Below are 26,601 nucleotides of genomic sequence, written 5' to 3' on the forward strand. Positions count from 1 at the left end.
TGACTCAATCTGCCTCGGTCTGAGTTTTTATGGTCTGACTTGTTTAAGCCGTGTCTAAGCTGGAAAAATCGCACCCAGGACCCGCGGTCCCTCAGCGCCGGTAACTATGTCGGCGTTGCCCGGCAGTCCCGACAGGGCTCGATGGGCTAACCAGGCAAAGGCGCAGGCCTCTACCCATTCAGCAGCAAGGCCGATTTCGTCGGTGGTCCCCAGTCGAATGTGAAGCTCATCCAGGCGGGTATGCAGGCGGCGCATGAGATCCGTGTTTCGCGCACCGCCACCGCAGACGAAAAGTGCATCGGGCGTCTCATCGCAACGCTGAAGGCTGTCGACGATGGCGAAGGCCGTCAATTCGGCGAGGGTGGCCTGCACGGCCCCCTCGGACTCACTGCCCCTCAGGTAGCTTTCGAGCCAGGCCAGATTGAACAGCTCGGGACCGGTGCTCCGGGGGCCGGATTTCGCAAAATAAGCATCAGCCCTCAAGCGATCAAGGAGCGCAACGTCGGGAGTGTGCTCCGCTGACCAGGCGCCGTCGGCATCAAAGTCAAGGCCGCGGTGTCTGCGAATCCAGGCGTCGAGAAGGGTATTCCCCGGTCCGCAGTCAAAGCCCCCGATGACCTTGGGACCCTGCAGCAGGGTGGCATTGGAGATGCCGCCAATGTTGACAACCGCCCGGCACTGCTCGGCGTGACCGAACTGAGCGGCGTGGAAAAGCGGTACCAGGGGGGCTCCCTGGCCTCCGGCGGCGATGTCGCGACGCCGAAAATCCGCCACGGTAGTAATACCGGTGATCTCTGCGATGCTGGCGGGGTCGCCGATTTGCAGAGAATACCGCTCCGCAAGGGGGCCAAAGGGTCGATGTCTGATGGTCTGTCCGTGGCTGCCGATCGCGGTGATATCCGAGGCGGCCTGCTTGGCCTTTTGGAGTAGCTTCTCACTGGCTTGCGCAAAGGCCAGTCCTACGGCGCGATCGAGGGTTGCCAGGTGATCAACGCTTTCCGAGTCTCCGCTGGCGAGGGCGGCCAGCCTGGCGCGAAGGGCTGGATCATAGGGCTGACTGTAGACAGCTTTTAACTGAGTCTGGCCGTCGGTAATTTCTACGAGGGCAGCATCAATGCCGTCCATGCTGGTGCCGGACATCAGCCCGACAAACAGGCCCTCGGATGTCATGCCGTTCAGGGTGCGCCGATATCGTCGCTGACCGTGGCCTTGGCGAGGCGCCTTTCTTCTCTCAGCTGTGCCAGACGCGTTGAAGCCTCGGCAATGGCAACGCGGAAACGCGGCATTTCTTCTTTGGGAAGTGATTTGGCCTTGGGCAGGCTCTTATGAATGGTGCGGGGGTTGCGATGCACGCCGCCGACAAGAAATTCGTAATGTAGGTGAGGGCCCGTCGCCGCGCCCGTAGAACCCACGGTGCCGATGACCTGGCTTTGTACAACCCGCTGACCGCGCTTCACCTTGCGCTTGTTCAGGTGCAGATACTTGGTGGTGTAGCGGTCGCCATGCTGGATGAAGACGTAGTTGCCGTTTGCCCGCGTGTAGCCCGCCTCGATAACCCGGCCATCACCGGCAGAGAAGACCGGCGTGCCCCGGGGGGCGGCGTAATCCGTACCGTTATGGGGTCTCACGGTTTTGTAAATAGGGTGGCGACGTCGCGGATTAAAGCCCGAGCTGATGCGAGTGAAGTCTACTGGGGCCATGAGGAAGGCCTTTCGCATGCTCACGCCCTCCTCGTTGTAGTAGCTGGTCATGCCGTTGCTGTCGATGTAGCGGTAGGCGTCAAAGCGTTCGCCGCGGTTGGTATAAGAGGCGGCAACGACCTTGCCGTCTTCATACTTTTCACCATCCAGGTAGAGCTCCTCATAAAGGATCTCCATGGTGTCGCCCTTGCGAGGGTCCATGACGAAATCAATCACGCCGCTCAGGATGATGGCAGCTTCCATAATAAGATTGCTGGACAGCCCGGCTTCCTTGCCCGCAAGGAACATGGACGACTCGATTTCCACCGTGGCCCAGTTCAAGCGCTGCTCCGGCTCTCTCACCTTGCGCTCGGAGGAAAAGCCGCCATCCATGCGCCGATAAACCACGGACTGAAGCCCGTTGATGGTGTGACGCACCGCCGACAGTCCGCCGCTCTCGTCTCGCAAAAAGGCCAGGCTTTGTCCCGGGTAGATGCGCTCAAGATCACGACCCTGGGGCGCCGTGTGCACAATCTGATAGACGTCTGCGGTGCTGAAACCTGCTCGTTTGAAGAGCAATGACAGATTGTCGCCACTGCGCACAATAAACTCTTCCCAGGGCTGAGAAGCGGGAGGCGTGGGCGCCTCCGTCAGCTTGTCGACGGTGGCGACCGCTTCCGCCGCCTCAAGAATCGGTGCGACGTCCTGTTCGGGCAGGGATGCGGAGTCACTTGTCAGGCCGGTCTCGGCGACACTCCGCGTGGCGTTTACATCGCCCGACGGGGTTATGATCGCAGCGAGGGCGACCAATACCGAAAGTCCCGCCACCGCAAGAATGTGATGGTGAGAGATGCCTTGGCGGTCAGCGATGGGAGTCGCTCCGCGGGGTGTTTTTCTATGGGTGATCATGTCACTGGCCCGTTTGCTGGGGTGTGAGTATATAAAAAAGGTACGTTTTAGAGATAGGGGCGGATTTCACCTCTTGCGTTCACCATTTTCTGAGGTAAGGTCGCCAGCCTTCCGATCAAGATGAACCGCTACCCGCTCCTCACGGCGGCTGGCGATAATGAAGTGACAACCATGACAAGTGCACTGCTACGAGAGCTACAGCAACGGGAGCTGATTTTCCAGATCGCGGGCGAGGACAATTTGCCCGGGTGGCTGGACGGGGGTACGCGCTCCTTATACTGCGGTTTCGATCCCACCGCGGACAGCCTCCACATCGGATCCCTGGTGCCCCTGCTGATGCTGCGGCGCTTTCAGCTCGCGGGGCACCGGCCCATTGCGCTGGTGGGCGGCGCCACGGGCCTCATTGGCGACCCCAGCTTCAAAGCCCAGGAGCGCCAGCTGAATACCCCCGACATCGTAGAGGCTTGGGTGGAGAAGCTGTCGCAGCAGGTGTCCCGGTTTGTGGATTTTGACGCGGGCCCCCAAAGCGCCGTGGTGGTGAATAACCTCCAATGGACGCGGAATCTGGATGTGCTCACGTTTTTGCGGGACGTCGGCAAGCATTTTTCGATCAATGCCATGATTCAGAAGGAGTCGGTGAAGCAGCGTATTGAGCGGGAAGGCAGTGGCATCAGCTTTACCGAGTTCGCCTACATGATTCTCCAGTCCTATGACTTCGCCGAGCTATATCAGCGCTACGATTGCGGCCTGCAGCTCGGGGGTTCCGATCAATGGGGCAATATCACCGGCGGTATCGATCTGACGCGACGGCTCCACGGCGGCCAGGTCTATGGCTTGACTATGCCCTTGATCACCAAGTCTGATGGCAGCAAGTTTGGTAAAACCGAGTCCGGCACCATCTGGCTGGATGCAGCGCGGACGTCACCCTACAGCTTTTATCAGTTCTGGTTATCCGTGGCCGACGACGACGTCTACCGCTTCCTCCGCTATTTTACGTTTTTACCGGTAATTGATATCGCCGAGATTGAGCGCAGCGATGCGCAGCGCAGTGGCCGGCCCGAGGCGCAGCGCATCCTGGCGGAAGAAGTGACAAGGCTGGTTCACGGGGAAGAGGGCGTGGCAGCCGCTAAAAGGATCACGGAAAGTCTGTTCAGCGGCGAGCTCGGAGGCCTTTCGGAGCAGGACCTGGAGCAGCTGATGCTGGATGGCTTGCCTTCAAGTGTCATTAAGGAAGGTGAGTTACCCGAAACCCTGACTCAGCTGTTGACGGAAGCCGGTCTCGCAGCCTCAGGCAAGCAGATAAAGGATGCCCTGCAGCGCTCGGCGGTGATTGTAAACGGCCAGTCCCTTGCCATGGCGGATAATGCCGCGGTTGGAGAGGTGTTCGGGCGGGAGCAGGCGCTCTTCGGGCGCTTCCATCTGGTTCGCGTAGGTAAAAAGAAGTACCACCTGTTCGCCCGAAACTGAGCGCGGGTGGCGGGTGTTTTGCCGCCGTCTAAAACTAATTGGAAATATCTCTTGCGCGGTCTTTCCGAGTGAGTATAATGCGCCTCCCGCTAATCATGATGGTGAGCGGAAAACAACGAGCCCAGGCGGTTTGTTGGATGTTTAACAAACAGATGAAGACAGAAGTGTGGGCACTTGTTGGGATAGTTGTTTAACGACTATTCAGACACAACAAGTGACTCATCAATTCAAAGTCATTGGATCTTTTCGGAGATTTGGTGGCGCAGTAATTTTTGATTTCGAATTGTGTCTGAGCCGAGATTTGTTGGTGAGCGCGGGTAACTGTGAAAACCAACCCTCATATCGAGAGATTGAGGTTAAAGATTAAACTGAAGAGTTTGATCATGGCTCAGATTGAACGCTGGCGGCAGGCCTAACACATGCAAGTCGAGCGCGAAAGTACTTCGGTATGAGTAGAGCGGCGGACGGGTGAGTAACGCGTAGGAATCTATCCAGTAGTGGGGGACAACTCGGGGAAACTCGAGCTAATACCGCATACGTCCTAAGGGAGAAAGCGGGGGATCTTCGGACCTCGCGCTATTGGAGGAGCCTGCGTTGGATTAGCTAGTTGGTGGGGTAAAGGCCTACCAAGGCGACGATCCATAGCTGGTCTGAGAGGATGATCAGCCACACCGGGACTGAGACACGGCCCGGACTCCTACGGGAGGCAGCAGTGGGGAATATTGCGCAATGGGCGAAAGCCTGACGCAGCCATGCCGCGTGTGTGAAGAAGGCCTTCGGGTTGTAAAGCACTTTCAATTGGGAAGAAAGGTTAGTAGTTAATAACTGCTAGCTGTGACATTACCTTTAGAAGAAGCACCGGCTAACTCCGTGCCAGCAGCCGCGGTAATACGGAGGGTGCGAGCGTTAATCGGAATTACTGGGCGTAAAGCGCGCGTAGGCGGTCTGTTAAGTCGGATGTGAAAGCCCCGGGCTCAACCTGGGAATTGCACCCGATACTGGCCGACTGGAGTGCGAGAGAGGGAGGTAGAATTCCACGTGTAGCGGTGAAATGCGTAGATATGTGGAGGAATACCGGTGGCGAAGGCGGCCTCCTGGCTCGACACTGACGCTGAGGTGCGAAAGCGTGGGGAGCAAACAGGATTAGATACCCTGGTAGTCCACGCCGTAAACGATGTCTACTAGCCGTTGGGAGACTTGATTTCTTGGTGGCGAAGTTAACGCGATAAGTAGACCGCCTGGGGAGTACGGCCGCAAGGTTAAAACTCAAATGAATTGACGGGGGCCCGCACAAGCGGTGGAGCATGTGGTTTAATTCGATGCAACGCGAAGAACCTTACCAGGCCTTGACATCCTAGGAATCCTGTAGAGATACGGGAGTGCCTTCGGGAATCTAGTGACAGGTGCTGCATGGCTGTCGTCAGCTCGTGTCGTGAGATGTTGGGTTAAGTCCCGTAACGAGCGCAACCCTTGTCCTTAGTTGCCAGCGCGTAATGGCGGGAACTCTAAGGAGACTGCCGGTGACAAACCGGAGGAAGGTGGGGACGACGTCAAGTCATCATGGCCCTTACGGCCTGGGCTACACACGTGCTACAATGGAACGCACAGAGGGCAGCAAACCCGCGAGGGGGAGCGAATCCCACAAAACGTTTCGTAGTCCGGATCGGAGTCTGCAACTCGACTCCGTGAAGTCGGAATCGCTAGTAATCGTGAATCAGAATGTCACGGTGAATACGTTCCCGGGCCTTGTACACACCGCCCGTCACACCATGGGAGTGGGTTGCTCCAGAAGTGGTTAGCCTAACCTTCGGGAGGGCGATCACCACGGAGTGATTCATGACTGGGGTGAAGTCGTAACAAGGTAGCCCTAGGGGAACCTGGGGCTGGATCACCTCCTTAAACGATAAGCACTACCTGACGAGTGCTCACACTTTTGTCTTCATCTAATCGGTTAATGCCATAAGTAACAGCAGGCCTGTAGCTCAGTTGGTTAGAGCGCACCCCTGATAAGGGTGAGGTCGGCAGTTCAAATCTGCCCAGGCCTACCACTTAGCTCGGGCGTGTCGCAGGACGAGGGGCTATAGCTCAGATGGGAGAGCGCCTGATTTGCATTCAGGAGGTCCGCGGTTCGATCCCGCGTAGCTCCACCATTCTTAGCGCGTCCTGGGATTAAGAAGATAGATAGATAGATAGACAGATAGATAGATAGATAGAAAAACATGGCATTAACGAAATCAGAGGCAGTTACAGCGTGCTGTGCCTGCCTCTGGTTTTTATAACCGGTTCTGGTTTGTCCAAGCGACACCAGATGTTCTTTAACAAGGTAGATCAAGCTGAGTCTTTGAGCTGAGCTGAAGCACAGGAAAGACGCTTAGGCGTTTGAGTGTGAGTCAGACAGTTCTTAGATAAATTGTTCAGTGGTAACGGGTATTCAATTCCCCGTTATCACGACGAGTTGTAAAATATGTTGCAAAACATACTGTGACTTAAGCGTCACAACATCCGGCGGATCGGAGTCGGACAGATGAGTTAACCGCTTGTTTGTCTTAAACGATCTTTACTAAACCCGGCCACGTAAGCAGTTGCTTAAGGGCGTGGACGGGAGTCTTCGCCCCCCAGGGATGGGGGGTGCATCGAGTAGCGTCTGGAACGCTACCGATGGACTAAATCGAAGTCATCGCAGATGATTTGGATTATATGGTCAAGTGACTAAGCGCACACGGTGGATGCCTTGGCAGTCAGAGGCGATGAAGGACGTTGGAGCTTGCGAAAAGTCTCGGGGAGGTAGCAACCAACCTTTGATCCGGGAATGTCCGAATGGGGAAACCCACCCAATGTAAGTTGGGTATCTATTACTGAATACATAGGTAATAGAGGCGAACGCGGGGAACTGAAACATCTAAGTACCCGTAGGAAAAGAAATCAATTGAGATTCCCCCAGTAGCGGCGAGCGACCGGGGAAGAGCCTGCATGTAATAGCTTGTGGATTAGTGGAACGGTCTGGAAAGTCCGGCGATAGAGGGTGATAGCCCCGTACACGAAAATCTGTAGGTGGTACTGAGCATGCGATAAGTAGGTCGGGACACGTGATATCTTGACTGAAGACGGGGGGACCATCCTCCAAGGCTAAATACTCCTGACTGACCGATAGTGAACCAGTACCGTGAGGGAAAGGCGAAAAGAACCCCGGAGAGGGGAGTGAAATAGATCCTGAAACCGTGTGCGTACAAGCAGTGGGAGCAGACTTGTTCTGTGACTGCGTACCTTTTGTATAATGGGTCAGCGACTTATTGTCTGTAGCAAGCTTAACCGTATAGGGGAGGCGTAGGGAAACCGAGTCTTAATAGGGCGTTTAGTTGCAGGCAATAGACCCGAAACCGGGCGATCTATCCATGGCCAGGCTGAAGGTTGGGTAACACTAACTGGAGGGCCGAACCCACTTATGTTGAAAAATGAGGGGATGAGCTGTGGATCGGAGTGAAAGGCTAATCAAGCCCGGAGATAGCTGGTTCTCCTCGAAATCTATTTAGGTAGAGCGTCGTGTCTTACCCTGGGGGGTAGAGCACTGTTTGGGCTAGGGGGTCATCCCGACTTACCAACCCCATGCAAACTCCGAATACCCAGGAGTACAATCACGGCAGACAGACAGCGGGTGCTAACGTCCGTTGTCGAGAGGGCAACAACCCAGACCGCCAGCTAAGGTCCCCAATACCAGTTAAGTGGGAAACGATGTGGGAAGGCTTAGACAGCTAGGAGGTTGGCTTAGAAGCAGCCACCCTTTAAAGAAAGCGTAATAGCTCACTAGTCGAGTCGGCCTGCGCGGAAGATGTAACGGGGCTAAACTGGTAACCGAAGCTGCGGATGCATGCTTGCATGCATGGTAGAGGAGCGTTCTGTAAGCCGTTGAAGGTGAACCGGGAGGTTTGCTGGAGGTATCAGAAGTGCGAATGCTGACATGAGTAACGATAAGGGGGGTGAAAAACCTCCCCGCCGGAAGATCAAGGTTTCCTGTCCAACGCTAATCGGGACAGGGTGAGTCGGCCCCTAAGGCGAGGCAGAGATGCGTAGTCGATGGGAAGCAGGTTAATATTCCTGCACTTCTTCATATTGCGATGGGGGGACGGAGAAGGCTAGGCCAGCGCGGCGATGGTTGTCCGCGTTTAAGGTTGTAGGCTGAGATCTTAGGTAAATCCGGGATCTTAAGGCCGAGAGCTGATGACGAGCTTCGAGCGAGAGCGACAAGCGAAGTGGTCGATGCCATGCTTCCAGGAAAAGCCTCTAAGCTTCAGATATGAAGGAACCGTACTGTAAACCGACACAGGTGATCAGGTAGAGAATACCCAGGCGCTTGAGAGAACTCGGGTGAAGGAACTAGGCAAAATGGTACCGTAACTTCGGGAGAAGGTACGCTGCTGTTGGTGATGGGACTTGCTCCCTAAGCTGACGGCAGTCGAAGTGACCAGTTGGCTGCGACTGTTTATTAAAAACATAGCACTCTGCAAACACGAAAGTGGACGTATAGGGTGTGACGCCTGCCCGGTGCCGGAAGGTTAAATGATGGGGTTATCTTCGGAGAAGCTCTTGATTGAAGCCCCGGTAAACGGCGGCCGTAACTATAACGGTCCTAAGGTAGCGAAATTCCTTGTCGGGTAAGTTCCGACCTGCACGAATGGCGTAACGATGGCCAAACTGTCTCCACCCGAGACTCAGTGAAATTGAAATCGCTGTTAAGATGCAGTGTACCCGCGGCTAGACGGAAAGACCCCGTGAACCTTTACTATAGCTTCACACGGGACTTTGACCTTATTTGTGTAGGATAGCTGGGAGGCTTTGAAGCAGTGGCGCTAGCCATTGTGGAGCCGTCCTTGAAATACCAGCCTGGTAATGTTGAGGTTCTAACTCAGGTCCCTGATCGGGATCGAGGACAGTGTGTGGTGGGTAGTTTGACTGGGGCGGTCTCCTCCCAAAGCGTAACGGAGGAGCACGAAGGTGCGCTAATCATGGTCGGAAATCATGAGGTTAGTGTAAAGGCACAAGCGCGCTTGACTGCGAGACTGACAAGTCGAGCAGGTACGAAAGTAGGTCTTAGTGATCCGGTGGTTCTGAATGGAAGGGCCATCGCTCAACGGATAAAAGGTACTCCGGGGATAACAGGCTGATACCGCCCAAGAGTTCACATCGACGGCGGTGTTTGGCACCTCGATGTCGGCTCATCACATCCTGGGGCTGAAGCCGGTCCCAAGGGTATGGCTGTTCGCCATTTAAAGTGGTACGCGAGCTGGGTTTAGAACGTCGTGAGACAGTTCGGTCCCTATCTGCCGTGGGCGTTGGAGAATTGAGGGAAGCTGCTCCTAGTACGAGAGGACCGGAGTGGACGAACCCCTGGTGTTCCGGTTGTGTCGCCAGACGCATTGCCGGGTAGCTACGTTCGGAAGGGATAACCGCTGAAAGCATCTAAGCGGGAAGCCCCTCCCAAGATAAGTTCTCCCTGACCCCTTGAGGGTCCTGAAGGGCCGTAGAAGACTACTACGTTGATAGGCTGGGTGTGGAAGCGTTGTGAGGCGTTGAGCTAACCAGTACTAATTGCCCGTGAGGCTTGACCATATAATCCAAGTTATTTGCTGCAAGCGAGCGATCGCGAGCAACAGAAAGAAGACTGCGGATGTTGTGATTGAGTCAGAGTGTGTAGCAACACGCTTAGGTAAGACAAAGTAAGACAAAGAAAATCCGGAATGAACACCCGGACCTCAGCTTGAACTACCGACCTAATTTGATTGAGTAAGGCACAGCCAACCGCTGGTAAGACCCCAAACAATCATGCCAGTTTGCCTGGCGACCATAGAGCATTGGAACCACCTGACCCCATCCCGAACTCAGCAGTGAAACGATGCATCGCCGATGGTAGTGTGGGGCTTCCCCATGTGAGAGTAGGTCATCGCCAGGCGCCAAACGTAGAGCCCTGTCAGCACACGCTGGCAGGGCTTTATTATTGGTGCGGCTAAAAATGCTGGCACTGGCGATGACCTACGGTCACACCCATAACGAGGGGTGGACCCTCGCCAGGCGCCAAAGCCAAAACCCCATCCGGGAACCCGGATGGGGTTTTTTTTTGGACGGGATATGGGTTCAGTTCCTCAGTACGGTTCACAGCAGCACGGGTAGTGTAAATATTTTTTCGCACTTTTCTTTGGGACGGTGCCCCTCAAGCTGACTGCTGAGTTTCCATATCTTGCTGCCGCAACCAGTCCATCGACATGTACTTGCGGGTTCCCCATTTGGTGCTGGCGATGTGCCGCAGCCTAGCGCCGACCAGCATCACTGCTGACTCTCCGTCAGGGAATGCACCCACGACGCGCGTGCGGCGCCGTATCTCCCGCATGATGCGCTCCAGCGGGTTATTGGTGCGGATTTTTAGCCAGTGAGTCTGAGGGTAGCTGTAGAAGCCCAGCGTCTCGTCAATACAGCGCTCCACCAAGTCAGCGGCTTTCTGGAGCCGCATGGCTCTGAGTGATTCCACAACCTTCACCGCCTTGTCCTGCGCGGCCTCTCGACTCTCCTGAGCATGAATGGCTTTGAGCATGGCTGACACCTGCGGCATCTTCGCCCGTGGCACATGGCTGAAGACGTTTCGATAGAAGTGAACGGTGCAGCGTTGCCAGTCTGCTTCCGGGAAGTACTCTGCGGCTGATTCACTGAGCCCCATGCAGGCATCGGAGATGATCATACGCACTCCCTTCAGGCCGCGGGACTTCAGGTGTTCAAGAAAGCTTCCCCAGCCCGATTTATCCTCCTTGTGACCTTCCTGAACGCCGAGAATATGGCGGTAGCCATCCTGGTCAACACCAATACCGACCAGTACAGATACGTTGCGCACCTCGCCCGCCCAGCTGCGCTTCAATACGATCCCGTCCAGGTAGACGTACGGATATTCACCCTGAATCGGCCGATTCCGCCAGGTCTCAATATGTTTGTAGACCTTTTTGTTCAGCTTGCTGACCGTGCCGGAGCTGACGCGGGTGCCCCATAGGGCTTCGGTGATATCCTCGACCCGGCGGACCGAGACGCCAGCCAGGTACATCTCCATCAGGGCTTCCTCGATAGAAGTCTCTCGCCGCTTGTAGCGCTCAATGATCGCCGTCTCGAAGGTCTGCTTGCGCAGCTTCGGCATCTTCAGCTTCACTTCGCCGGCTTTGCTGTGGAAGGTGCGCTCGTAGTGACCAGCGCGGGTATCGACCCGGTCGGGGCTGCGCTCATAACGCTGCGCTCCGCACATGGCGTCTGCCTCTGCGTCCAGCATCGCGTTCAGCGTCTCCTCAACGGTGCCTCGAACAAGCTCACCGAGGTGATCCTGTATCCTGGCATCATTGATCTGAACGACTTTACCCAAGTCCTTTGTCTCGCTATTGTTGCTCATGGTGGTGATCTTCCTTTGTTGTCGGATTAAGCATCGCAACTCAATCTTATCAACTCGGGGGATCACCGCCCCTCTTCAAAAGTGCGAAAGATAATTTACGTTATCGCAGCACGTAAACGTCCGGTAATCCCATCTTGCCTGCTGCGCGGGAGTCACTAGTTTAGGTGTCCACCTATTCTTAGTGGACACTTAGCATGGACGAGCAAGCACCTTCCTCTGATCTCACTTCCGCACCCATCAAGCAGCGCCGCCGGCGCTACCCGCCTGAGTTCAAGGAACAGGTGCTTCGCGAGTGTGAGCAACCCGGAGCCTCAGTCGCGGGCGTCGCCGTCAGCCACGGCCTCAACCCTAACCTGGTGCACAATTGGCGCAGGACACACAACATATTGGCACCCAGCGGTTTCGTGCAACTGCCGGCACCGGGTCCAGTAGTTGAGACATCGCCCACGATCGTCAGGATAGACGTCCCCACGCCCAAAGGCACGCTCGTCGTACACTGGCCGTTATCGGAGATGCCGCAGTCGGTCACATGGCTGCGTGCCCTCACACGATGAACCACCACGCCAGCACAGGCCCGTTCTTGCGCATCGACGAGATCTGGCTCTCTCGAGAGCCCCTCGACATGCGCTGCGGTCCCGAGACTACCCTGGCCCGGGTGGTTGAGGCTTTCGGTGCGGCGAAGCCGCACTGCGCCTATGTCTTCGCGAACAAGCGCGCTAACCGCATGAAGATACTGATCTGTGATGGCTTCGGAGTCTGGCTGCTAGCGCGTCGGTTGCACCGCGGTCGCTTTGTCTGGAGTGCTCTGCGCAGCGGCGAACCGGTGGCCTTGGATGAGCTGCAACTGCAGGCGCTGGCCTCGGGATTGCCCTGGCAATATGCCGGTGCTGACTTTGTTATCGACCGGCAGTAGATAACACCACACACGGGCGTTTCGATCTACGGAATTAGTGCTTCTGGCCATCGGCGAAAGCCGATGGCAGAGTGTCCCCATGCCTTCCGCGGTCGATATTACTAAGCTCAGCGAGTCCGAAGTGCGCCAGCTCGCGGCGCAGATGCAGTCAACCATCCAGCAACTACAGACTGAGCGGGACGCTCAGCTGCACGAGCGCGACACCGCGATACAGCAGCTAGAGGTCGAGCGAGACACTCAGCTGCAGGAGCGCGACGCTGCCATCCAGCGACTGACCATTGAGAAGGAGCGCCTCACGCATGAGATCGCCATTCTCCGACGGCATCGCTTTGGCAAGCGAAGCGAGCAAGGCAAGAGCCCACAGCAGAGTTTACTGAGCGACCTGGTGGACGAGGACCTCGCCGCCATTGAGAACGAGCTTGAGATGCTTGAACCACCCGTCGCGAAAGAGCGTCAGCGCTCAAAGCCACGGCGCCAGCCGCTGCCGCCGCAGCTACCCCGCACAGAGATCCACCACGACCCCGACTCCACGACCTGTGGCTGCGGTTGCAAGCTCACGCGCATCGGTGAAGACGTGAGCGAGAAGCTCGATTACGAACCCGGCTCCTTCTCGGTAGAGCGGCACATCCGCAGCAAGTGGGCGTGCAAGGCGTGTGAGACGGTCGTGCAGGCGCCCGTAGCGCCGCACATCATCGAGAAGGGCATCCCCACGACCAACCTGCTAGCTCAGGTCCTGATCAGCAAGTATGCGGATCACTTACCGTTATACCGCCAGGAGCAGATCTATGCCCGGGCGGGCGTGGAGCTGCCGCGATCCACGCTGGCGGACTGGGTGGGGCGCTGCGGGGTAGAGCTCACGCCGCTCGTGGACCGGCTGCGCAGCTGTCTGTTAGGCCATGCCGTTCTCCACGCTGATGAAACGCCAGTACCCATGCTCTCGCCGGGCAATAAGAAGACACACCGGGCGTATATCTGGGCCTACGCAACCCCACGTACCGATGAGCGACAGGCGGTGGTCTACGACTTCCAGCCCACGCGGTCCGGCAAAGCCTGCCGCGACTTCCTGGAAGACTGGCAGGGCCAGCTGGTCTGCGACGACTACAGTGGCTACAAGGCCGGCTTCGCCAAGGGGCTTACGGAGGTGGGTTGCTGGGCGCATGCGCGGCGGAAGTTCTTTGAGCTTGCCGAGCGTGGGAACAGCCCCATTGCCGACCAAGCGCTTGTTATCATCGGCAAGCTCTACGAGGTCGAGCGAGATATCCAGGAAAAACCACCGGATGAGCGACAGCGCGTTCGAGAATCGCTATCACGGCCGATCATCGAACACTTACGCAAGTGGCTGGTTCATCAGCGCAGCGGGCTTACCGACGGAACACGGACGACGAAGGCCATGGACTACAGCCTGAAACGCTGGGAGGCGCTCACGCGCTATCTCGATGATGGCGCGGTGCCGATCGACAACAACTGGATTGAGAATCAGGTTCGGCCCTGGGCGCTGGGAAGAAAGAACTGGTTGTTCGCAGGTTCACTGCGCAGTGGTCAGCGCGCCGCCAACGTCATGTCGCTGATCCAGTCGGCGAAGATCAACGGTATCGATCCGCAGGCCTACCTGCACGATGTGCTTGAGCGGTTGCCGACCCTCATGTACTCCGACATCGATACTTTGCTACCGCACAACTGGAGTTCGTCGATCAAGGTGTGATTACCGGACGGTTACAGCAGCACAGCCCACCCTACCTGATTGCCAGACCCCCAAAACCCCGGGTAATTGTGCACAAAAGCCAGGCCATCCCGAGTCCGAAATTGACTTAAGCAGGATTGTGTTGGATTCTTCTTGTCCAGCTAGGCACCGGGCGTAAGCGCACGGTTCTTCAAAAGTTGGAAAAGAGCATTATCCCGATGAACACATGCCTGAATCACGTTGAGCGCGACGCGAATTTTGTTTGCTCAGTGTGCGCCAAATATTTTTGTGAGGAGTGTGTCGGCGAGCGCTTTTATCCTCGACCGGGGTTTATTTGCCATCGGTGCTCCGGGGAGCAACCTGCAAAAGAGCCTGAGCCGCTTCCCCAACATCCAAAGGATGTTAAGCCCTCATCGAAGGCCCCGGAAGCCCAGACCTCGATACTCACGGCGAGCATTGAGTGGGCTGTAATCGGTGTCTGCGTCGCTGTCATGCTCGGTCTGGGTATTTATCGTTATAGCCAACCTGAGTGGGAGCCGCGACTCCTATCCAATGCTCCCGAGGATTTGGCGACCTACTGCTTAAGCGTCGTGAATGCGATGGTTGAAGACGAGCAATTGCCGACACTCGATGATGTGTCCCGAGCCTGCCCGGCGCCCATCGATGTCGAAAGTGGCCTATCGATGATCGTAGTGACTACACCGGACGGTTTTGAGTACGGTTTCAGTCAGATTGAAATTGAACTTGATCCCATCACTATTACGGTCTCGGAGTAGGATTGCTATGAAGAGCTGTTTGGTGACTTCACCTGTGAATGAGTGTCGTCCTGCATCCGTAGGCGGTTTTACGCTCCTTGAGATGATGATGGTGCTCGCGATAGTGGGAGTACTAGCCTCTCTCGCCTTGCCCGCCTATCAGTCCTATGTAGAGCGAGCCGAGTTCGTTGAAGTCACGAGTTTCATGGGTGAGATTCGTACGGCACTTCAGGTGGAGACCGCCGGGGGAGCTGACTTTCCGTCGTTTCTCGTAGGTTCTCAGTCCCGAGTGGCCGCCCGTCAGTCCGGCGGTGCACGGGTACCTCGGCGAAATTGGAGGATATCCTCCAATAGCGACCTCATTAATGAGTACTATTATGACTACAATCTTAATCGCGATTGGGCCTACGTGGTGCTTCGCCTGAATCCCGATAAAGTATCGGAGTGCAGGGGCCGCTGTATGCTGCATGTCGCTGCCGTTAAGGTAGGTGATTCAGTGCAAACGGTCTGTGGCCGTTGGGGGCAGGCGCAATGGCCAGACCCGTTTCCGCCCTCGATTCTGCCTAGAGAATGTCAGAGCACGAATGTGCGTCGAGAATTGCGCCAGATTCAAAGAAGCCGCTAGTCTGTATAAGGCTGAATGCGCTGCGTTGGCCGACCTACCCAGGGACCGCGCCGCACAAAGACAATATTGACCGGATAGAGAATACCCGGGCGGTAAAACCAAAACCCCATCCTGATAACCGGTTGGGGTTTTTTATTGCCGGAATACAGGCATTCTGTCACCTCTGTATTGTTAGAATCGAGCGACATCGGTATCGGGGGCATCTGTGAAAGCAAATTATCTTTGGGTGTTGTCGGGAATCCTGCTTCTCCTTGGGGGCTGGAGTTTTCAACATTACGGAGCCAGTAACCGGACAGTTTCCACCGGTTCGCGCGCCGATGAATCCCTGGAAGCGCCCCCGGCAGCGACCAGGCGTCCCACGGCTCAGGAGCTCGCGGTTCTGGATTACGACCTACTTCCCGAGGCATCCGGCCTCGCAGTTTCCGGCATCGATCCCCAGCGTTTCTGGTTGATCAACGATAGCGGTAGTCGTTCAGAGTTGGTGACACTGGACCTTGATGACGGGGGCTTCCGTCGGGTTAATATTCTGGACACACCCAACCGGGACTGGGAGGACATGGAGGTCTTTGAGTATCGGGGTAAACCGTGGATTGCCATAGGTGATGTGGGTGATAACAAGGCCCGTCGCAAGCACGTTAGCTTGTATTTTCTTCCCGAGCCGTCAAAAGATAAGAAGCGGGTCAAAATACGGGCGACCATCGAATTGTCGTATCCGGATGGCCCTAGGGACGCGGAAAGTATCGCCGTCGATCCCCATACCGAGATTTTGTACCTCCTGAGCAAACGCGACAGATTTCCGCGGCTGTACGGTTTGCCGTTGCCTGATCTGGAATCAGGTGGCCGCTATGAGTTGCAGCCGGAATTCTTCGGGGAGGTGCGTAGCATACCCGCGCCCTCCGCTGATGAGCTTCGTCAATTTCCCAAATATGGAAGATTTCGGAGCCAGCCGACTGCCATGACGTATATTCCCGCCGGTAGTCGGGTAGCGCTCCTCACCTACGGTAATACTTATGTCGCCGATCTGGGGAAAGAGAGAAACTGGTTGAAGGCTCTTAACGAGGGCTTATGTTTTGTCCCCCGACCAGAACTGAAGCAGGCCGAGAGTATTGCCGCTGATAGTCAGGGACGAATTTACGTGACGAGCGAAGGGAAAAAGGCACCACTACTGCGACTGGCCCCACCCGCTGCATGCCAGCAAGCTCTATGAATCCTTCCTCGGATGCCTGTTTGGGTACTCAGTCGGGTACTCAGTCGGGTACATAGTTGGGTACAAAGCCGAGAGCTCTCTCTAATACACCCTGGGAGGGCTCTCCGTCGGCGCGCAGGCTAGATTATGTCGTCTTATGGAAGCTTGCGTTAAAGTGCCGGCGGCATAGGGAGACGTAGCGGTCGTTACCCCCGATCTCTACCTGGGCGCCCGCGGTGACGGTGGTTCCGTCTGCGTCCTGACGCACCACCATGGTCGCTTTTTTACCGCAATGGCAGATGGTTTTGATCTCTTTCAGGTTGTCAGCCCAGGCAAGCAGATACTTGCTGCCCTCGAAAGGTTCGCCGCGAAAATCCGTACGTAGCCCGTAGGCAAGCACCGGAATTTTCAGCTCGTCACAGACTTTTCCCAACGCGAAAACCTGCTCTTTAGTCAGAAATTGCGCTTCGTCGATCAGCACGCAGTCCAGGCTTTCGGCGTGATGCTTCTCGGCGACTATCGCAAACACATCCGCCTCGCGATCAAATATAAAGGCATCCGCTCCGATCCCGATGCGCGATGTCACCCGCCCACTGCCAAAACGATCGTCCAGTGCCGGCGCCATGATCAGGGTACGCATGCCTCGTTCGACATAGTTGTAGCTGGACTGTAGTAGCGTTGTCGATTTACCGGCGTTCATGGATGAGTAATGAAAATACAGCTTAGCCAAGGGGCCTCCTGCGTAGTGCCTGAGTATTTGTGGAACCCTAGCCCGCGATACAGTGACGCAAAGCTAAGGGGTAAGCATGCCACAGTCTCCGTGGCACGGGGCTCCACCGCGGTGCATACTGAAGACTTATTGGTTTCTAAATCCGGCGACAAGCAATGACGCGTATTCCGAACTGGGGTAGCTTGCGCTCCCTCAGGGTTTTAGCCCTTTCTGCACTGATTATGAGCTCTGTTTCCCCGGCAGCGGCGAATACCTCGCTCTACAGCTACGGCGGGGTTAACGATGAGGCGCTGGCACTCTATCGGCAAGGCTGGTCTGAGATTCTCGAGCGGGGACGTTGGGCTGAGGCTGAGCGACTCTATCGGGCAGCCCTGGTCCTGGCGCCGGACTTTGTGATTGCAAAGAGTGTGCTGGCACGCATGACGGATGATGCCGCGGAGCGAGAGGCCCTGGTTCATGAGATTAACCGAAGCAGAGGGCGTGTCGATGTAAGGGGGCAACTCATTCTCGATCCCTACGCCATGACGCTCACGCTTATTACGGCCCGGGAGAGCGGAGCAACGCTCAGAGCCGGGTTTCGCGAGGATCTGACGAATCTGGCGATTGCCAACTATCAGAAATTTATTGAGCACTATCCGGATGAATGGGCGGTTCGCATCGAATATCTGGAGTGGATTCACGCAAAACAGGGGCCGGGCGAAGCGCTTCGCGCCATAGAGGCAATGAAAGCAGCAAACCCGGCCCACGGCGCACGATTGAGTTATTTTCCTGCATCGTTCTATGCGGAAATCGGCGACTTTGCCAAGGCGACAGAGGAGGCAGAGCGCTTTATCCGTCAGTTGGGCCCGGGCGACTGGCCGCAGGCTCACTACATTGGCGCATTCATCGCTCACTTGCAGGGGGATTACCGCCTCGCCTCTGAATCAATCAATGATGCCCTGCGGCTTGATCCGCAGCACATCATCGCTCAGCGTCTCAAGGTGGAAATTGAGAAGGCTCTCAATGACCGGTCATTGCAGGTCGAGACGGAAGAGCCGGAAGATAGCTGAAGCTTTAACAGCTTTGAGGCAAAGAGGATGCAGGTGGCGAACAGTGCAAGAAAAAACAAAGCCCGATTGTTCGTCATCCGCGGCGCTAGCCAGAGCCGGTTATAATCACAAAATGCAAAGAGAGGATTCAGGCATGTTTAAGAAAGTTCTTGCGGTAGCAGCTGCCGGTTGTCTCCTGGGCGCCTGCGCCGGGCGCAGCGACTATCAAACCTTCTATCACGCTGAGCAGGGCGATTACGACGCCGCCCTGACCGCTGCTCAGGCGGCGAAAGGCAGCAGCATCGAAGGCTTTCTCTTTGGAAGCGGTGCCAGCCAATGTCGCGACTACAACGCCGTGGTCACCGTTCATGTCGCACAGGGGGATTTTCCCGGGGCTTACGCTGCCTGCAGGGATTACGAAAACGAGTGCGCCGTGGTGCCCGACACGGACCTTTGCTTTAGCTACTCCATGAGCGATTTAAATACCGCCGGATCCGACCGGGACCTTGCGAGTCGCCTCACGGAAGAAGCAAAGGAAAGCCTGCACTTTCGCTGGCTGATGCTGCGAGATGATTACGAGGGCAAAGCGCTAAAGCGACCGCTTTATTAGGTCGTCCTTCAGCCTCACTGTTTGGGGGGAGGGGGTGAGAACCCAGACAGCTAGCCTGCTTTCGGTATAAACCGTAGGGAAACCCCGTTGTTGCACCAGCGCTCACCCGTGGGCGCCGGGCCGTCACTGAAGACATGGCCGTGATGACCTCCGCAGCGTGCACAGTGGTACTCGGTGCGGGGGAAAATTAATTTAAAGTCTTTCTTTGTCTCGAAGGCCTCAGGAATAGCAGTGAAAAAGCTGGGCCAACCCGTGCCACTGTCGTACTTCATTTGCGATGTAAACACCGGTAAGTCGCAGCCCGCGCAGGCAAATACCCCATCGCGCTTTTCATCATTCAGGGGACTGGTGAAGGGACGCTCCGTAGCCTCTCGACGGAGCACATCAAAGGCCAGGGGCTGATCAAGGCGTTTGCGCCATTCCTCTTTGCTGAGTTCAAGCTTCTCCCGGGGGTTGACGGTTTCGAAACCCTCAGGAAGAAAGCTCCGCCACTGCGACTGTATGTCCTCGAGCATCACGCTTCCCTTTTCCCTCGCCCAGAGCATTGGCACCGACGCCGAAAAAGCGGCCGCCGTGGTCCCCAGTGCGACCTTGCAGGTCGCTGATAAAAAATTACGTCTATTCATAGTCAGTAAGACACGCGCGCTTAAGAATAATTCCCTATACGCTGCTCTGGAAAAGATGGATCCTCCTATGCCCTCGGTCCCGGTTAGCTTGTAAGCTTCCCGGCAGAGACACCGCCGCCCTTTGAAAGGGCCCAGGAGCGAAGATGAGTGGAGCCCGGATACCGCCCGCCGCGGGCAGTGGTATTAGCCTTGAGGAACAGCACCGAATAGAACGCATCAGTGGGGAACTCCGCACGGGAGTGGCGGAGCTCGGGGACCTGGGGCCGGCGATCAGTATCTTCGGTTCTGCCCGCGTGGCGGAGGACAGCTGGGAATATCGCAGCGCCCAATCTTTGGGGAAACTCATGGCCGAGGCGGGGGTTTCCGTTATCACCGGGGGTGGTCCCGGGGTCATGGAGGCGGGGAACCGAGGCGCACGTTCCGGTGAGGGGCGCTCTATCGGTTTGAACATTACGCTTCCCCACGAGCAGCTTGCCAACCCCTATGTGGATACGGATATCGCGTTCCGCTACTTTTTTACCCGAAAATTTATGCTGATTCGCTATGCCATGGGTTTTGCTATTTATCCCGGGGGCATGGGTACTATCGACGAGCTGTTTGAGCTCCTTACCCTGGTGCAAACCGGTAAGCTGCAACCCTGTCCTATGGTCCTTGTCGGCCATGATTACTGGAGCGGGCTGTACAACTGGCTTGCCCGGGAATGCGTGACCCGCGGGTACATCGAACCGGCCGACCTTGATTTGCTTGAAGTGGTTCCCGATGAGGAAGTGGCCGCCGAAGTGCTTCTGGACAAAATCAGGCGGTAGATCCCGGACCCGCAGGCAAATCGTGCAGGTAGTGAAGGATCTCAGGGGAGAAAAGTAATGAAAGTGCTGCATCTAATGCGCCATGCCAAGTCCAGCTGGCAGGCGGCGGGTTTAAGTGATCACGAGCGTGAGCTGAATGAACGGGGTTTTAGAGACGCTCCGCGCATGGGCCAGGCTCTGGCGAAGTTTGTGTCGCCACAACCGATACATTGCAGCTCGGCGACGCGCGCCCGACAGACGCTAGCAGGGCTGTGTGACGGCTGGCCCGCCATGGCTGTCCAGCAGCATGAAGTTGACGACGCTCTCTACACCTTCGACTGTCAGGACTTGATGATCTGGCTTCAGGGGTATCAGGGCGACGGTGAGAGCTGTTTTTTACTGGGACACAATCCCGGGCTCACGGATTTCTGCAATCAGCTGGTGGGGCGGCGGGCCATCGATAATCTACCGACGGCCGGCTATCTGCAACTGGATATTCCCGTTGGTCACTGGAGTGATGTAACCGATGGAATTGCCGTACTCACGGAATGGCAATTCCCCCGGGGTCTTCCCTGATACGCTGCTTTGCTCCCGGGGGAAGTCGCCTTTAAGCGGCGGATGCTGTGCCCACCACGTCGCGCCCGTGGGGGCGTGAGTAGTCGATGTCCGGACCCCCGGGAACGATGCCCGTGGGATTGATGGTCCCGTGGGAGGCGTAGTAATGGGTTTTGATGTGATGAAAATCCACCGTCTCGGCAAGATCTCCCAGCTGATAGATCTCGCGTACATAGCCCGGAATGTGGTCAAAATCCTCCAGGCGGTTTCGATTGCACTTGAAGTGCCCGTGATACACCGCATCAAAACGGATGAGGGTGGTGAAAAGGCGAATATCCGCCTCCGTCAGGGTGTCTCCACAGAGGTAACGGTTGTCGGCCAGGTGCGCGTCAATGCGATCCAGCTCTGCGAACACCTCGTCGTAGGCTTCTTCATAGGCATCCTGGGCGGTGGCAAAACCCGCGCGATAAACCCCGTTGTTGATGGCGGGATAAATACGCGCATTCCATGCGTCGATGCGCTGACGCAGGGCTTTGGGGTAAAGATCCAGGCGATTACCCGTGAGATCGTCAAAAGCTGTCCCCAGCATGCGGATGATTTCTGCTGATTCGTTGTTAACGATGGACTGCGTCTTCTTGTCCCAAAGCACCGGTACGGTAACGCGGCCGCTGTAGTCACGCCGGGCCGTGGTGTACACCTGGTGCATGTAGCGGTGTCCCTGGACGATATCGCCGGAGCTGCCCTCATCGGTGGCAAATGTCCATCCGTTTTCCAGCATGATGGGGCTGACCACGGATACGTCTATATGGGATTGCAGATCTTTGAGGCTGCGAAACATTAAGGTGCGGTGGGCCCAGGGGCAGGCCAGGGAGACGTAGAGGTGGTAGCGGCCGGATTCTGCAGGAAATTCACTATCGGGACCGCCAATGCTGTGTCTGAATTGCGCGTCCTCACGAACAAAGCGTCCGCCTGATTCGCTGGTGTCATACCAGCGATTCTTCCAGACTCCATCGACTAATAAACCCATGGGCTGCTCTCCTCTGTTGATGTGTGAATGACTGAAACGGGTGTCATCCTAGTTTCGAATGAAAAGAACTAAAATCAGTTAAATCCCCATAAAGTATTCGATTTATTAGAACGATTTCAGGTCTGCCGCCTGCTCCATGAGCAACGCGCCCAGACGACAGGTGGCAGGACCCGCCTTGTCCGAGTCCGCATAGGTGAGGTACAGGGAGACGCGGCGCCGGGAGCCCCGCTCCAGGGGAAGCTCCCGGAGATGACCCTGGGCCAGATCATCGCCAATACGCGTCATGGGGAGCCAGGCGAAGCCCATGCCCCGGCGGATCATTGCAATGGAGGTTGCCACATGGCTTACGGTCCAGCGCTGCTCCGCACCCAGCCACCCGGAGTCAACGCGTTGCCCCGTGGCCGAGTCCCGGACGACGATTTGCCGCTCCGCCGCGAGATCCTGAAGATTGAGTGTCCGACCCAGGCCGTGAAGCGCATGATCAGGGTGAGACACCGCGATGAATTCCACATCCATAAGGGGTTCGCCTAAAAATCCAGGCGGTACCGTGCCCGTCACGAGGAGATCCACCTCACCCCGGAGCAGTTGTTCAGAGCCGCCGGACAGCACGCTCTCCACCAGTTCGACGCGTGTATAGGGAAACTCTCTCGACAGATTCGCGAGGGCTTCGGCGAGGCAGTGCTGGGGAAAGATCTCATCGATGGCGACCCGAAGTTCGGGTTCATTCCCCCGGGAGAGGCCCCCGGCAATCACTTCCAGTTGTTCCGCCTGCTCAATAAGTTGCTGTGCACGACGAAGCATCAATTCACCCGCGTCGGTGAGTTGGGCCTTGCGACCAACGACTTCCAGAAGTTGCAGATCCCGCTGGCTTTGCAGCTTGTGGACCGCGTGGTTGATGCTGGACTGACTCTTATGGATCGCCTCGGCGGCCTGAGCAAAACCACCATGCTCAACGACCGCGCGAAACATTCGCCACTGCTCAAGGGTGCTGCGATTCATGCTCAACGTCTTTTATCTAAAAAATCGAAAGGTAAGCGCCAAATAAAGCAATATTCTTACGATTTAACAAGCGCTAATCTGGGGCAAATGGAGGGATCTACTATGAATCGACAAGTACAGCAGGTGATAAAAGCACAGCCGAGTATGGATGGTGCCGGTGTGGCGATTCAGCGGGTGGCCGGCTTTGAGCAACGGGGGATGGACCCGGTGCTCATGATTGATGAGTTGCGGTCGGAGCACCGCGAGGACTTTGCGGCGGGCTTCCCGCCTCATCCCCATCGCGGCATGCAAACGCTGACCTATATGAAGCACGGGGGCATCATTCACGAGGATAGCCAGGGTAACCGCGGTGAGATTCGCAGCGGCGGCGCGCAGTACATGAGCGCGGGTCGCGGCATCATTCACTCCGAAATGCCCACGCAGGACAGTATGGGGTTGCACGGCTTCCAGCTGTGGTTCAACTTACCCGCAGCGCAAAAGATGGATGCGCCCCGTTATCGGGATCTCCCCGGGGACGAACTCACTGAAGCTCAGGGTGAGGGCGCCCGGTTTATCGCCGTGTCCGGGAATTGGCAACTGAACGGTATGTCCCCCATCGAGGGGCCCCTTCGGGAGCTGGCGCCTCAGGCCGCATTGGGGGATCTGACCGTCGAGGCGGGCGTGGAGGTCACCCTGGAGACCGGTGCCGGGGAGTCTGTTATGGCCTACATCTATGACGGCAGTCTGGAACATGAGGGTACGAGGTTTCCTGAGCGCCAGATGCTGTTGTTCGGCGAGGGCAGGGAGCTCCGCATAGGTGCTGGCGCCGAAGGGGCAGGGCTGCTGCTTCTGCGCGGTCAGCCTATCGGAGAGCGGGTGGTGCACTACGGCCCCTTTGTCATGAACAGCGAGGCGGAAATCGAGCAGGCAATTCGCGATTATCAGTCGGGGAGTTTCGCCGCTTAGCCTCGCTGTCATGACCGCCCGGGGTTCCCCGGGGCTGCAAGGGTTGCCCAATGGTGCTACCCTTGCGAGCTTTTGCATCTTGGATAAATCATGCGTTTTTCCTTGTTAATCAGTGCATTAACGCTCGCCGCCGTGGGAGCAGTATCGGGCTGCGCGACCCCCGTGGAGCCCGAAATCCCCAACTTTACGACTTGCAAAGAGCCCCGGCCTCAGGTCTGCACCATGATCTTCGCACCGGTGTGTGCCACCACCGTTTCGGGCGGCCTCGCAACACATGCCTCGGGCTGCAATGCCTGCGCCGACGATCAGGTGCTCACCTATGTTGATGGTGCCTGCGAGGAAGGGGGAGACAGTTTATGAGTCTCACCAATCGCATCCTTCTGGGTATGCTGGCGGGCATCCTTCTCGGCTCTCTGTTAAACCTTATTGGTCATGGCAGCGCCGTGGATGGCACCCTGCGAACCATCATTGATGATTGGCTGGTAGGCGGATTCTTCGACGTCATCGGGCGTATCTTTGTCGCCTCCCTCAAGCTTCTCGTTGTACCCCTGGTGTTTGTTTCCCTGGTCTGCGGTTCCAGTTCCCTGGGTGATAGCGCGCGTATGGGACCCATTGCCGGTAAGACGCTGCTTTTTTACCTCGCCACTACGGCTATCGCTGTGTCTGTTGCACTTCTCGTTGCTGTCTTTATCGGCCCCGGCAGCTCCGTGGAACTCGATAGCAGCGCGGCGTTTGTTGCTACGGAACCGCCGCCCCTGAAGGAAGTGCTGGTCAACATCTTCCCCGCAAACCCCATCAAGGCGATGGCCGACGGGGAGATGCTGCAAATCATCGTCTTTGCCCTGCTCTTTGGCTACGCCCTGTCCCAGGCCGGTGACGCCGGACAACGGATGGCCGCGTACTTCAGCGATCTCGAATCCATCGTGATGAAAATGGTGGGCGTGCTCATGGCCTTTGCACCCTACGGCGTGTTTGCCTTGCTGGGCCGGCTGTTCGCCGAGATGGGGCTCAGCGCCATCCTGGACCTGGGTGCTTACTTCCTGACGGTGCTGGGTGTGCTGGTTTTCCACGGCACCGTGACCTACGGATTGATTCTCAAGACCCTCACGGGTCTGCCACCGCGGATCATGCTCAAGAAGATGCGCTCCGTCTGGGCCTTTGCGTTCTCCACGGCCTCATCGGGCGCGACCCTTCCCATCACCCTGCGCACCGTTGAGAAAAAACTGGGGGTCCACAATTCCGTTGCCGGTTTCACCGTTCCCCTGGGGGCGACTATCAACATGGACGGCACCGCGATCATGCAGGGCGTGGCGACGGTGTTCATTGCCGAGGTTTATGGTTTTGATCTCAGTATGACGGCGTACATCACGGTGATATTGACGGCGACCCTCGCTTCCGTGGGGACCGCCGCGGTCCCCGGTGTCGGCCTGATTACCCTTGCCATGGTGCTCGAGCAGGCAGGTCTGCCCGTTGAGGGCATTGCGCTGATTATCGGTGTTGATCGTCTTCTGGATATGGTCCGCACCATGGTGAATGTTACCGGTGATGCCACGGCATCCGTGGTGGTGGGTAAAAGTGAGGGGCAGTTTGACGAGGAAGTTTTCTTCAACCCCAATGCCGATTCCCAGAAGGAGTCCAGGGATCACGCTAGCGCCGCCGGCGCTGCGGGGGGGTGAGTCGCTATGAGTATCAAGGTCACCATTGTTCCCGTCACGCCCTACCAGCAAAACTGTTCCATATTGAAGTGCGAGAGCAGCGGAAAGGCTGCGATCGTGGATCCGGGTGGAGATACGGACCGCATCCTGGCAGCAGTGGAGCAGCTGGGTGCGTCCGTTGAGAAAATCATTCTCACGCACGGACATATGGATCACTGCGCCGCGTCGGATCTGCTCCGGCAGCAGCTGTCGGTTCCCATTGAAGGCCCCCATGAGGACGATCGCTTCTGGATTGATAAGCTGCCCGAGTGGTGCAAGATGGCCAACTTCCCCGTAGCCGAGGCCTTTGAGCCTGACCGTTGGTTGGCGGCTGGAGACACGGTCACCGTGGGAGAGCAGACCCTGAGGGTCTTTCACTGTCCGGGGCACACGCCGGGACACGTGGTGTTTCTCCACGATGGTCAGCGTCTCGCCTGGGTGGGTGATGTGATTTTTCAGGGCTCCATCGGTCGCACGGACTTTCCCCGGGGCAACCACGACGAACTCATCGCCAGCATACGCTCTACACTTTTTCCCCTGGGTGATGACATCACGTTTATCCCCGGCCACGGTCCAACCTCTACCTTCGGGCAGGAGCGCCAGAGTAATCCCTTTGTCGCTGACCAGCGTTATGGCTGATTCCCCGGAGCGGGAGCAGCGCCGGGCGGATTTTCTCGCCCAGACCGCCAGGATTCCTTTTGCCGAACTGCAGCGCTACTTTGCCGCCGGGCGTCTGGTGCTGGTGAGCGATGATCTCGATCTCATCGAAGTAGCTGTTCAACTGTCCGAGGACAATGCCCCTCAATTCGAAGCGTGGCTTCAGGACGGCCTCCTTGGGGGCGTCAGCGATGAACTGGCAACGCGTTGGCTTGTCGACGAGGGTATGCTCTGGGCTGTGGTGGCTGATCCCTGGGTGCTGGTACAGCTGCGGGACGCCGGCGCGGGCGCTGCGGCCCCGGACGTTTAGGCCGCC

Annotated in this window: 23 protein-coding genes, 2 tRNA genes and 3 rRNA genes; 21 read left to right on the top strand and 7 right to left on the bottom strand. The window is 56.9% G+C overall.

Going from position 1 to position 26,601, the window contains the following annotated elements:
* Positions 1-54: 54 nt before the first annotated feature.
* Positions 55-1,170, bottom strand: a complete 1,116-nt coding sequence (locus KT71_RS03715) for an anhydro-N-acetylmuramic acid kinase (RefSeq protein ID WP_008292799.1) — start codon at positions 1,168-1,170, stop codon at positions 55-57.
* 5 nt (positions 1,171-1,175) lie between these two features.
* Positions 1,176-2,588 (bottom strand): peptidoglycan DD-metalloendopeptidase family protein, encoded by a 1,413-nt coding sequence (locus KT71_RS03720; RefSeq protein ID WP_008292798.1) that lies wholly within the window; start codon positions 2,586-2,588, stop codon positions 1,176-1,178.
* A 162-nt stretch (positions 2,589-2,750) separates the two neighbouring features.
* On the opposite strand from KT71_RS03720, the gene tyrS reads away from it, so the two are divergent.
* The 6 genes from tyrS (at position 2,751) to rrf (ending at position 9,999) form a co-directional block, all read left to right on the top strand.
* Positions 2,751-4,055, top strand: coding sequence for a tyrosine--tRNA ligase (gene tyrS / locus KT71_RS03725; protein WP_152025163.1), 1,305 nt, complete (start codon positions 2,751-2,753; stop codon positions 4,053-4,055).
* A gap of 365 nt (positions 4,056-4,420) precedes the next feature.
* Positions 4,421-5,954: ribosomal RNA gene (locus KT71_RS03730) — 16S ribosomal RNA — on the top strand.
* Positions 5,955-6,026: 72 nt separating this feature from the next.
* Positions 6,027-6,103, top strand: a tRNA-Ile gene (locus KT71_RS03735).
* Between the two features lie 26 nt (positions 6,104-6,129).
* Positions 6,130-6,205: transfer RNA gene (locus tag KT71_RS03740), tRNA-Ala, on the top strand.
* Between the two features lie 549 nt (positions 6,206-6,754).
* Positions 6,755-9,659 (top strand): 23S ribosomal RNA (locus KT71_RS03745).
* A 224-nt stretch (positions 9,660-9,883) separates the two neighbouring features.
* A 5S ribosomal RNA gene (gene rrf / locus KT71_RS03750) occupies positions 9,884-9,999 on the top strand.
* Together the 16S, 23S and 5S rRNA genes with 2 tRNA genes alongside form the textbook arrangement of a ribosomal RNA operon.
* A gap of 258 nt (positions 10,000-10,257) precedes the next feature.
* On the opposite strand, the gene KT71_RS03755 is transcribed toward rrf, so the two are convergent.
* Positions 10,258-11,469 carry an IS256 family transposase gene (locus tag KT71_RS03755; protein WP_008294130.1) on the bottom strand — a complete coding sequence of 404 codons (1,212 nt, stop codon included), beginning with the start codon at positions 11,467-11,469 and terminating at the stop codon, positions 10,258-10,260.
* Positions 11,470-11,663: 194 nt separating this feature from the next.
* Here KT71_RS03755 and KT71_RS21305 point away from each other — a divergent pair, with 194 nt between their 5' ends.
* The 6 genes from KT71_RS21305 to KT71_RS19630 all read left to right on the top strand — a co-directional run bounded on the left by KT71_RS21305 (position 11,664) and on the right by KT71_RS19630 (position 16,650).
* Positions 11,664-12,023, top strand: a complete 360-nt coding sequence (locus tag KT71_RS21305; RefSeq protein WP_008292793.1) for a transposase — start codon at positions 11,664-11,666, stop codon at positions 12,021-12,023.
* A complete protein-coding gene (tnpB, locus tag KT71_RS03760; RefSeq protein ID WP_084566948.1) occupies positions 11,999-12,382 on the top strand; it encodes an IS66 family insertion sequence element accessory protein TnpB in 384 nt (127 codons plus the stop codon). Before KT71_RS21305 ends, tnpB begins: the two co-directional genes overlap by 25 nt.
* Positions 12,383-12,461: 79 nt before the next feature.
* Entirely contained in the window at positions 12,462-14,084 is a 1,623-nt protein-coding gene (gene tnpC / locus KT71_RS03765; RefSeq protein ID WP_023659918.1) for an IS66 family transposase, read from the top strand.
* Between the two features lie 197 nt (positions 14,085-14,281).
* Entirely contained in the window at positions 14,282-14,839 is a 558-nt protein-coding gene (locus tag KT71_RS20400) for a hypothetical protein (protein ID WP_023659919.1), read from the top strand.
* Positions 14,840-14,861: 22 nt separating this feature from the next.
* A complete protein-coding gene (locus KT71_RS21205; RefSeq protein WP_274518433.1) occupies positions 14,862-15,443 on the top strand; it encodes a pilin in 582 nt (193 codons plus the stop codon).
* 205 nt (positions 15,444-15,648) lie between these two features.
* Positions 15,649-16,650, top strand: coding sequence for a secreted protein (locus KT71_RS19630; protein WP_008292787.1), 1,002 nt, complete (start codon positions 15,649-15,651; stop codon positions 16,648-16,650).
* Between the two features lie 124 nt (positions 16,651-16,774).
* Here the strand turns inward: KT71_RS19630 and KT71_RS03790 are convergent, their stop codons facing one another.
* Positions 16,775-17,359 carry a thymidine kinase gene (locus KT71_RS03790; protein ID WP_023659921.1) on the bottom strand — a complete coding sequence of 195 codons (585 nt, stop codon included), beginning with the start codon at positions 17,357-17,359 and terminating at the stop codon, positions 16,775-16,777.
* Between the two features lie 155 nt (positions 17,360-17,514).
* On the opposite strand from KT71_RS03790, the gene KT71_RS03795 reads away from it, so the two are divergent.
* Positions 17,515-18,408, top strand: a complete 894-nt coding sequence (locus KT71_RS03795) for a tetratricopeptide repeat protein (RefSeq protein ID WP_023659922.1) — start codon at positions 17,515-17,517, stop codon at positions 18,406-18,408.
* A gap of 133 nt (positions 18,409-18,541) precedes the next feature.
* Entirely contained in the window at positions 18,542-18,997 is a 456-nt protein-coding gene (locus KT71_RS03800) for a hypothetical protein (RefSeq protein WP_023659923.1), read from the top strand.
* A 50-nt stretch (positions 18,998-19,047) separates the two neighbouring features.
* Here KT71_RS03800 and msrB read toward each other — a convergent pair whose 3' ends face one another.
* Positions 19,048-19,623, bottom strand: coding sequence for a peptide-methionine (R)-S-oxide reductase MsrB (gene msrB, locus KT71_RS03805; protein WP_023659924.1), 576 nt, complete (start codon positions 19,621-19,623; stop codon positions 19,048-19,050).
* 143 nt (positions 19,624-19,766) lie between these two features.
* Here msrB and KT71_RS03810 point away from each other — a divergent pair, with 143 nt between their 5' ends.
* Positions 19,767-20,429: an LOG family protein gene (locus KT71_RS03810; RefSeq protein WP_008292781.1), complete on the top strand. Its 663-nt coding sequence runs from the start codon at positions 19,767-19,769 to the stop codon at positions 20,427-20,429.
* A gap of 57 nt (positions 20,430-20,486) precedes the next feature.
* On the top strand, positions 20,487-20,984 hold the full coding sequence (locus KT71_RS03815; RefSeq protein WP_008292780.1) for a SixA phosphatase family protein: 498 nt from the start codon (positions 20,487-20,489) through the stop codon (positions 20,982-20,984).
* A gap of 31 nt (positions 20,985-21,015) precedes the next feature.
* On the opposite strand, the gene KT71_RS03820 is transcribed toward KT71_RS03815, so the two are convergent.
* A complete protein-coding gene (locus KT71_RS03820; protein WP_008292779.1) occupies positions 21,016-21,990 on the bottom strand; it encodes a glutathione S-transferase family protein in 975 nt (324 codons plus the stop codon).
* Between the two features lie 105 nt (positions 21,991-22,095).
* A complete protein-coding gene (locus KT71_RS03825; RefSeq protein WP_008292778.1) occupies positions 22,096-22,989 on the bottom strand; it encodes a LysR family transcriptional regulator in 894 nt (297 codons plus the stop codon).
* A gap of 102 nt (positions 22,990-23,091) precedes the next feature.
* Between KT71_RS03825 and KT71_RS03830 the strand changes: the two genes are divergently transcribed.
* From KT71_RS03830 to KT71_RS03850, 5 genes are all read left to right on the top strand, one after another.
* Complete coding sequence (locus tag KT71_RS03830) at positions 23,092-23,934, top strand: pirin family protein (RefSeq protein ID WP_008292777.1); 843 nt, start codon at positions 23,092-23,094, stop codon at positions 23,932-23,934.
* Between the two features lie 90 nt (positions 23,935-24,024).
* Positions 24,025-24,294, top strand: a complete 270-nt coding sequence (locus KT71_RS03835) for a hypothetical protein (protein WP_008292776.1) — start codon at positions 24,025-24,027, stop codon at positions 24,292-24,294.
* On the top strand, positions 24,291-25,610 hold the full coding sequence (locus KT71_RS03840; RefSeq protein WP_008292775.1) for a dicarboxylate/amino acid:cation symporter: 1,320 nt from the start codon (positions 24,291-24,293) through the stop codon (positions 25,608-25,610). The genes KT71_RS03835 and KT71_RS03840 overlap by 4 nt, the downstream gene beginning before the upstream one ends.
* A 6-nt stretch (positions 25,611-25,616) precedes the next feature.
* On the top strand, positions 25,617-26,267 hold the full coding sequence (locus tag KT71_RS03845) for an MBL fold metallo-hydrolase (RefSeq protein WP_008292773.1): 651 nt from the start codon (positions 25,617-25,619) through the stop codon (positions 26,265-26,267).
* A complete protein-coding gene (locus KT71_RS03850) occupies positions 26,260-26,595 on the top strand; it encodes a DUF2288 domain-containing protein (protein ID WP_008292772.1) in 336 nt (111 codons plus the stop codon). The genes KT71_RS03845 and KT71_RS03850 overlap by 8 nt, the downstream gene beginning before the upstream one ends.
* The last annotated feature ends 6 nt before the right edge of the window (positions 26,596-26,601 follow it).

It is taken from the genome of Congregibacter litoralis KT71, from assembly GCF_000153125.2.
Taxonomy (GTDB): Bacteria; Pseudomonadota; Gammaproteobacteria; order Pseudomonadales; family Halieaceae; genus Congregibacter; species Congregibacter litoralis.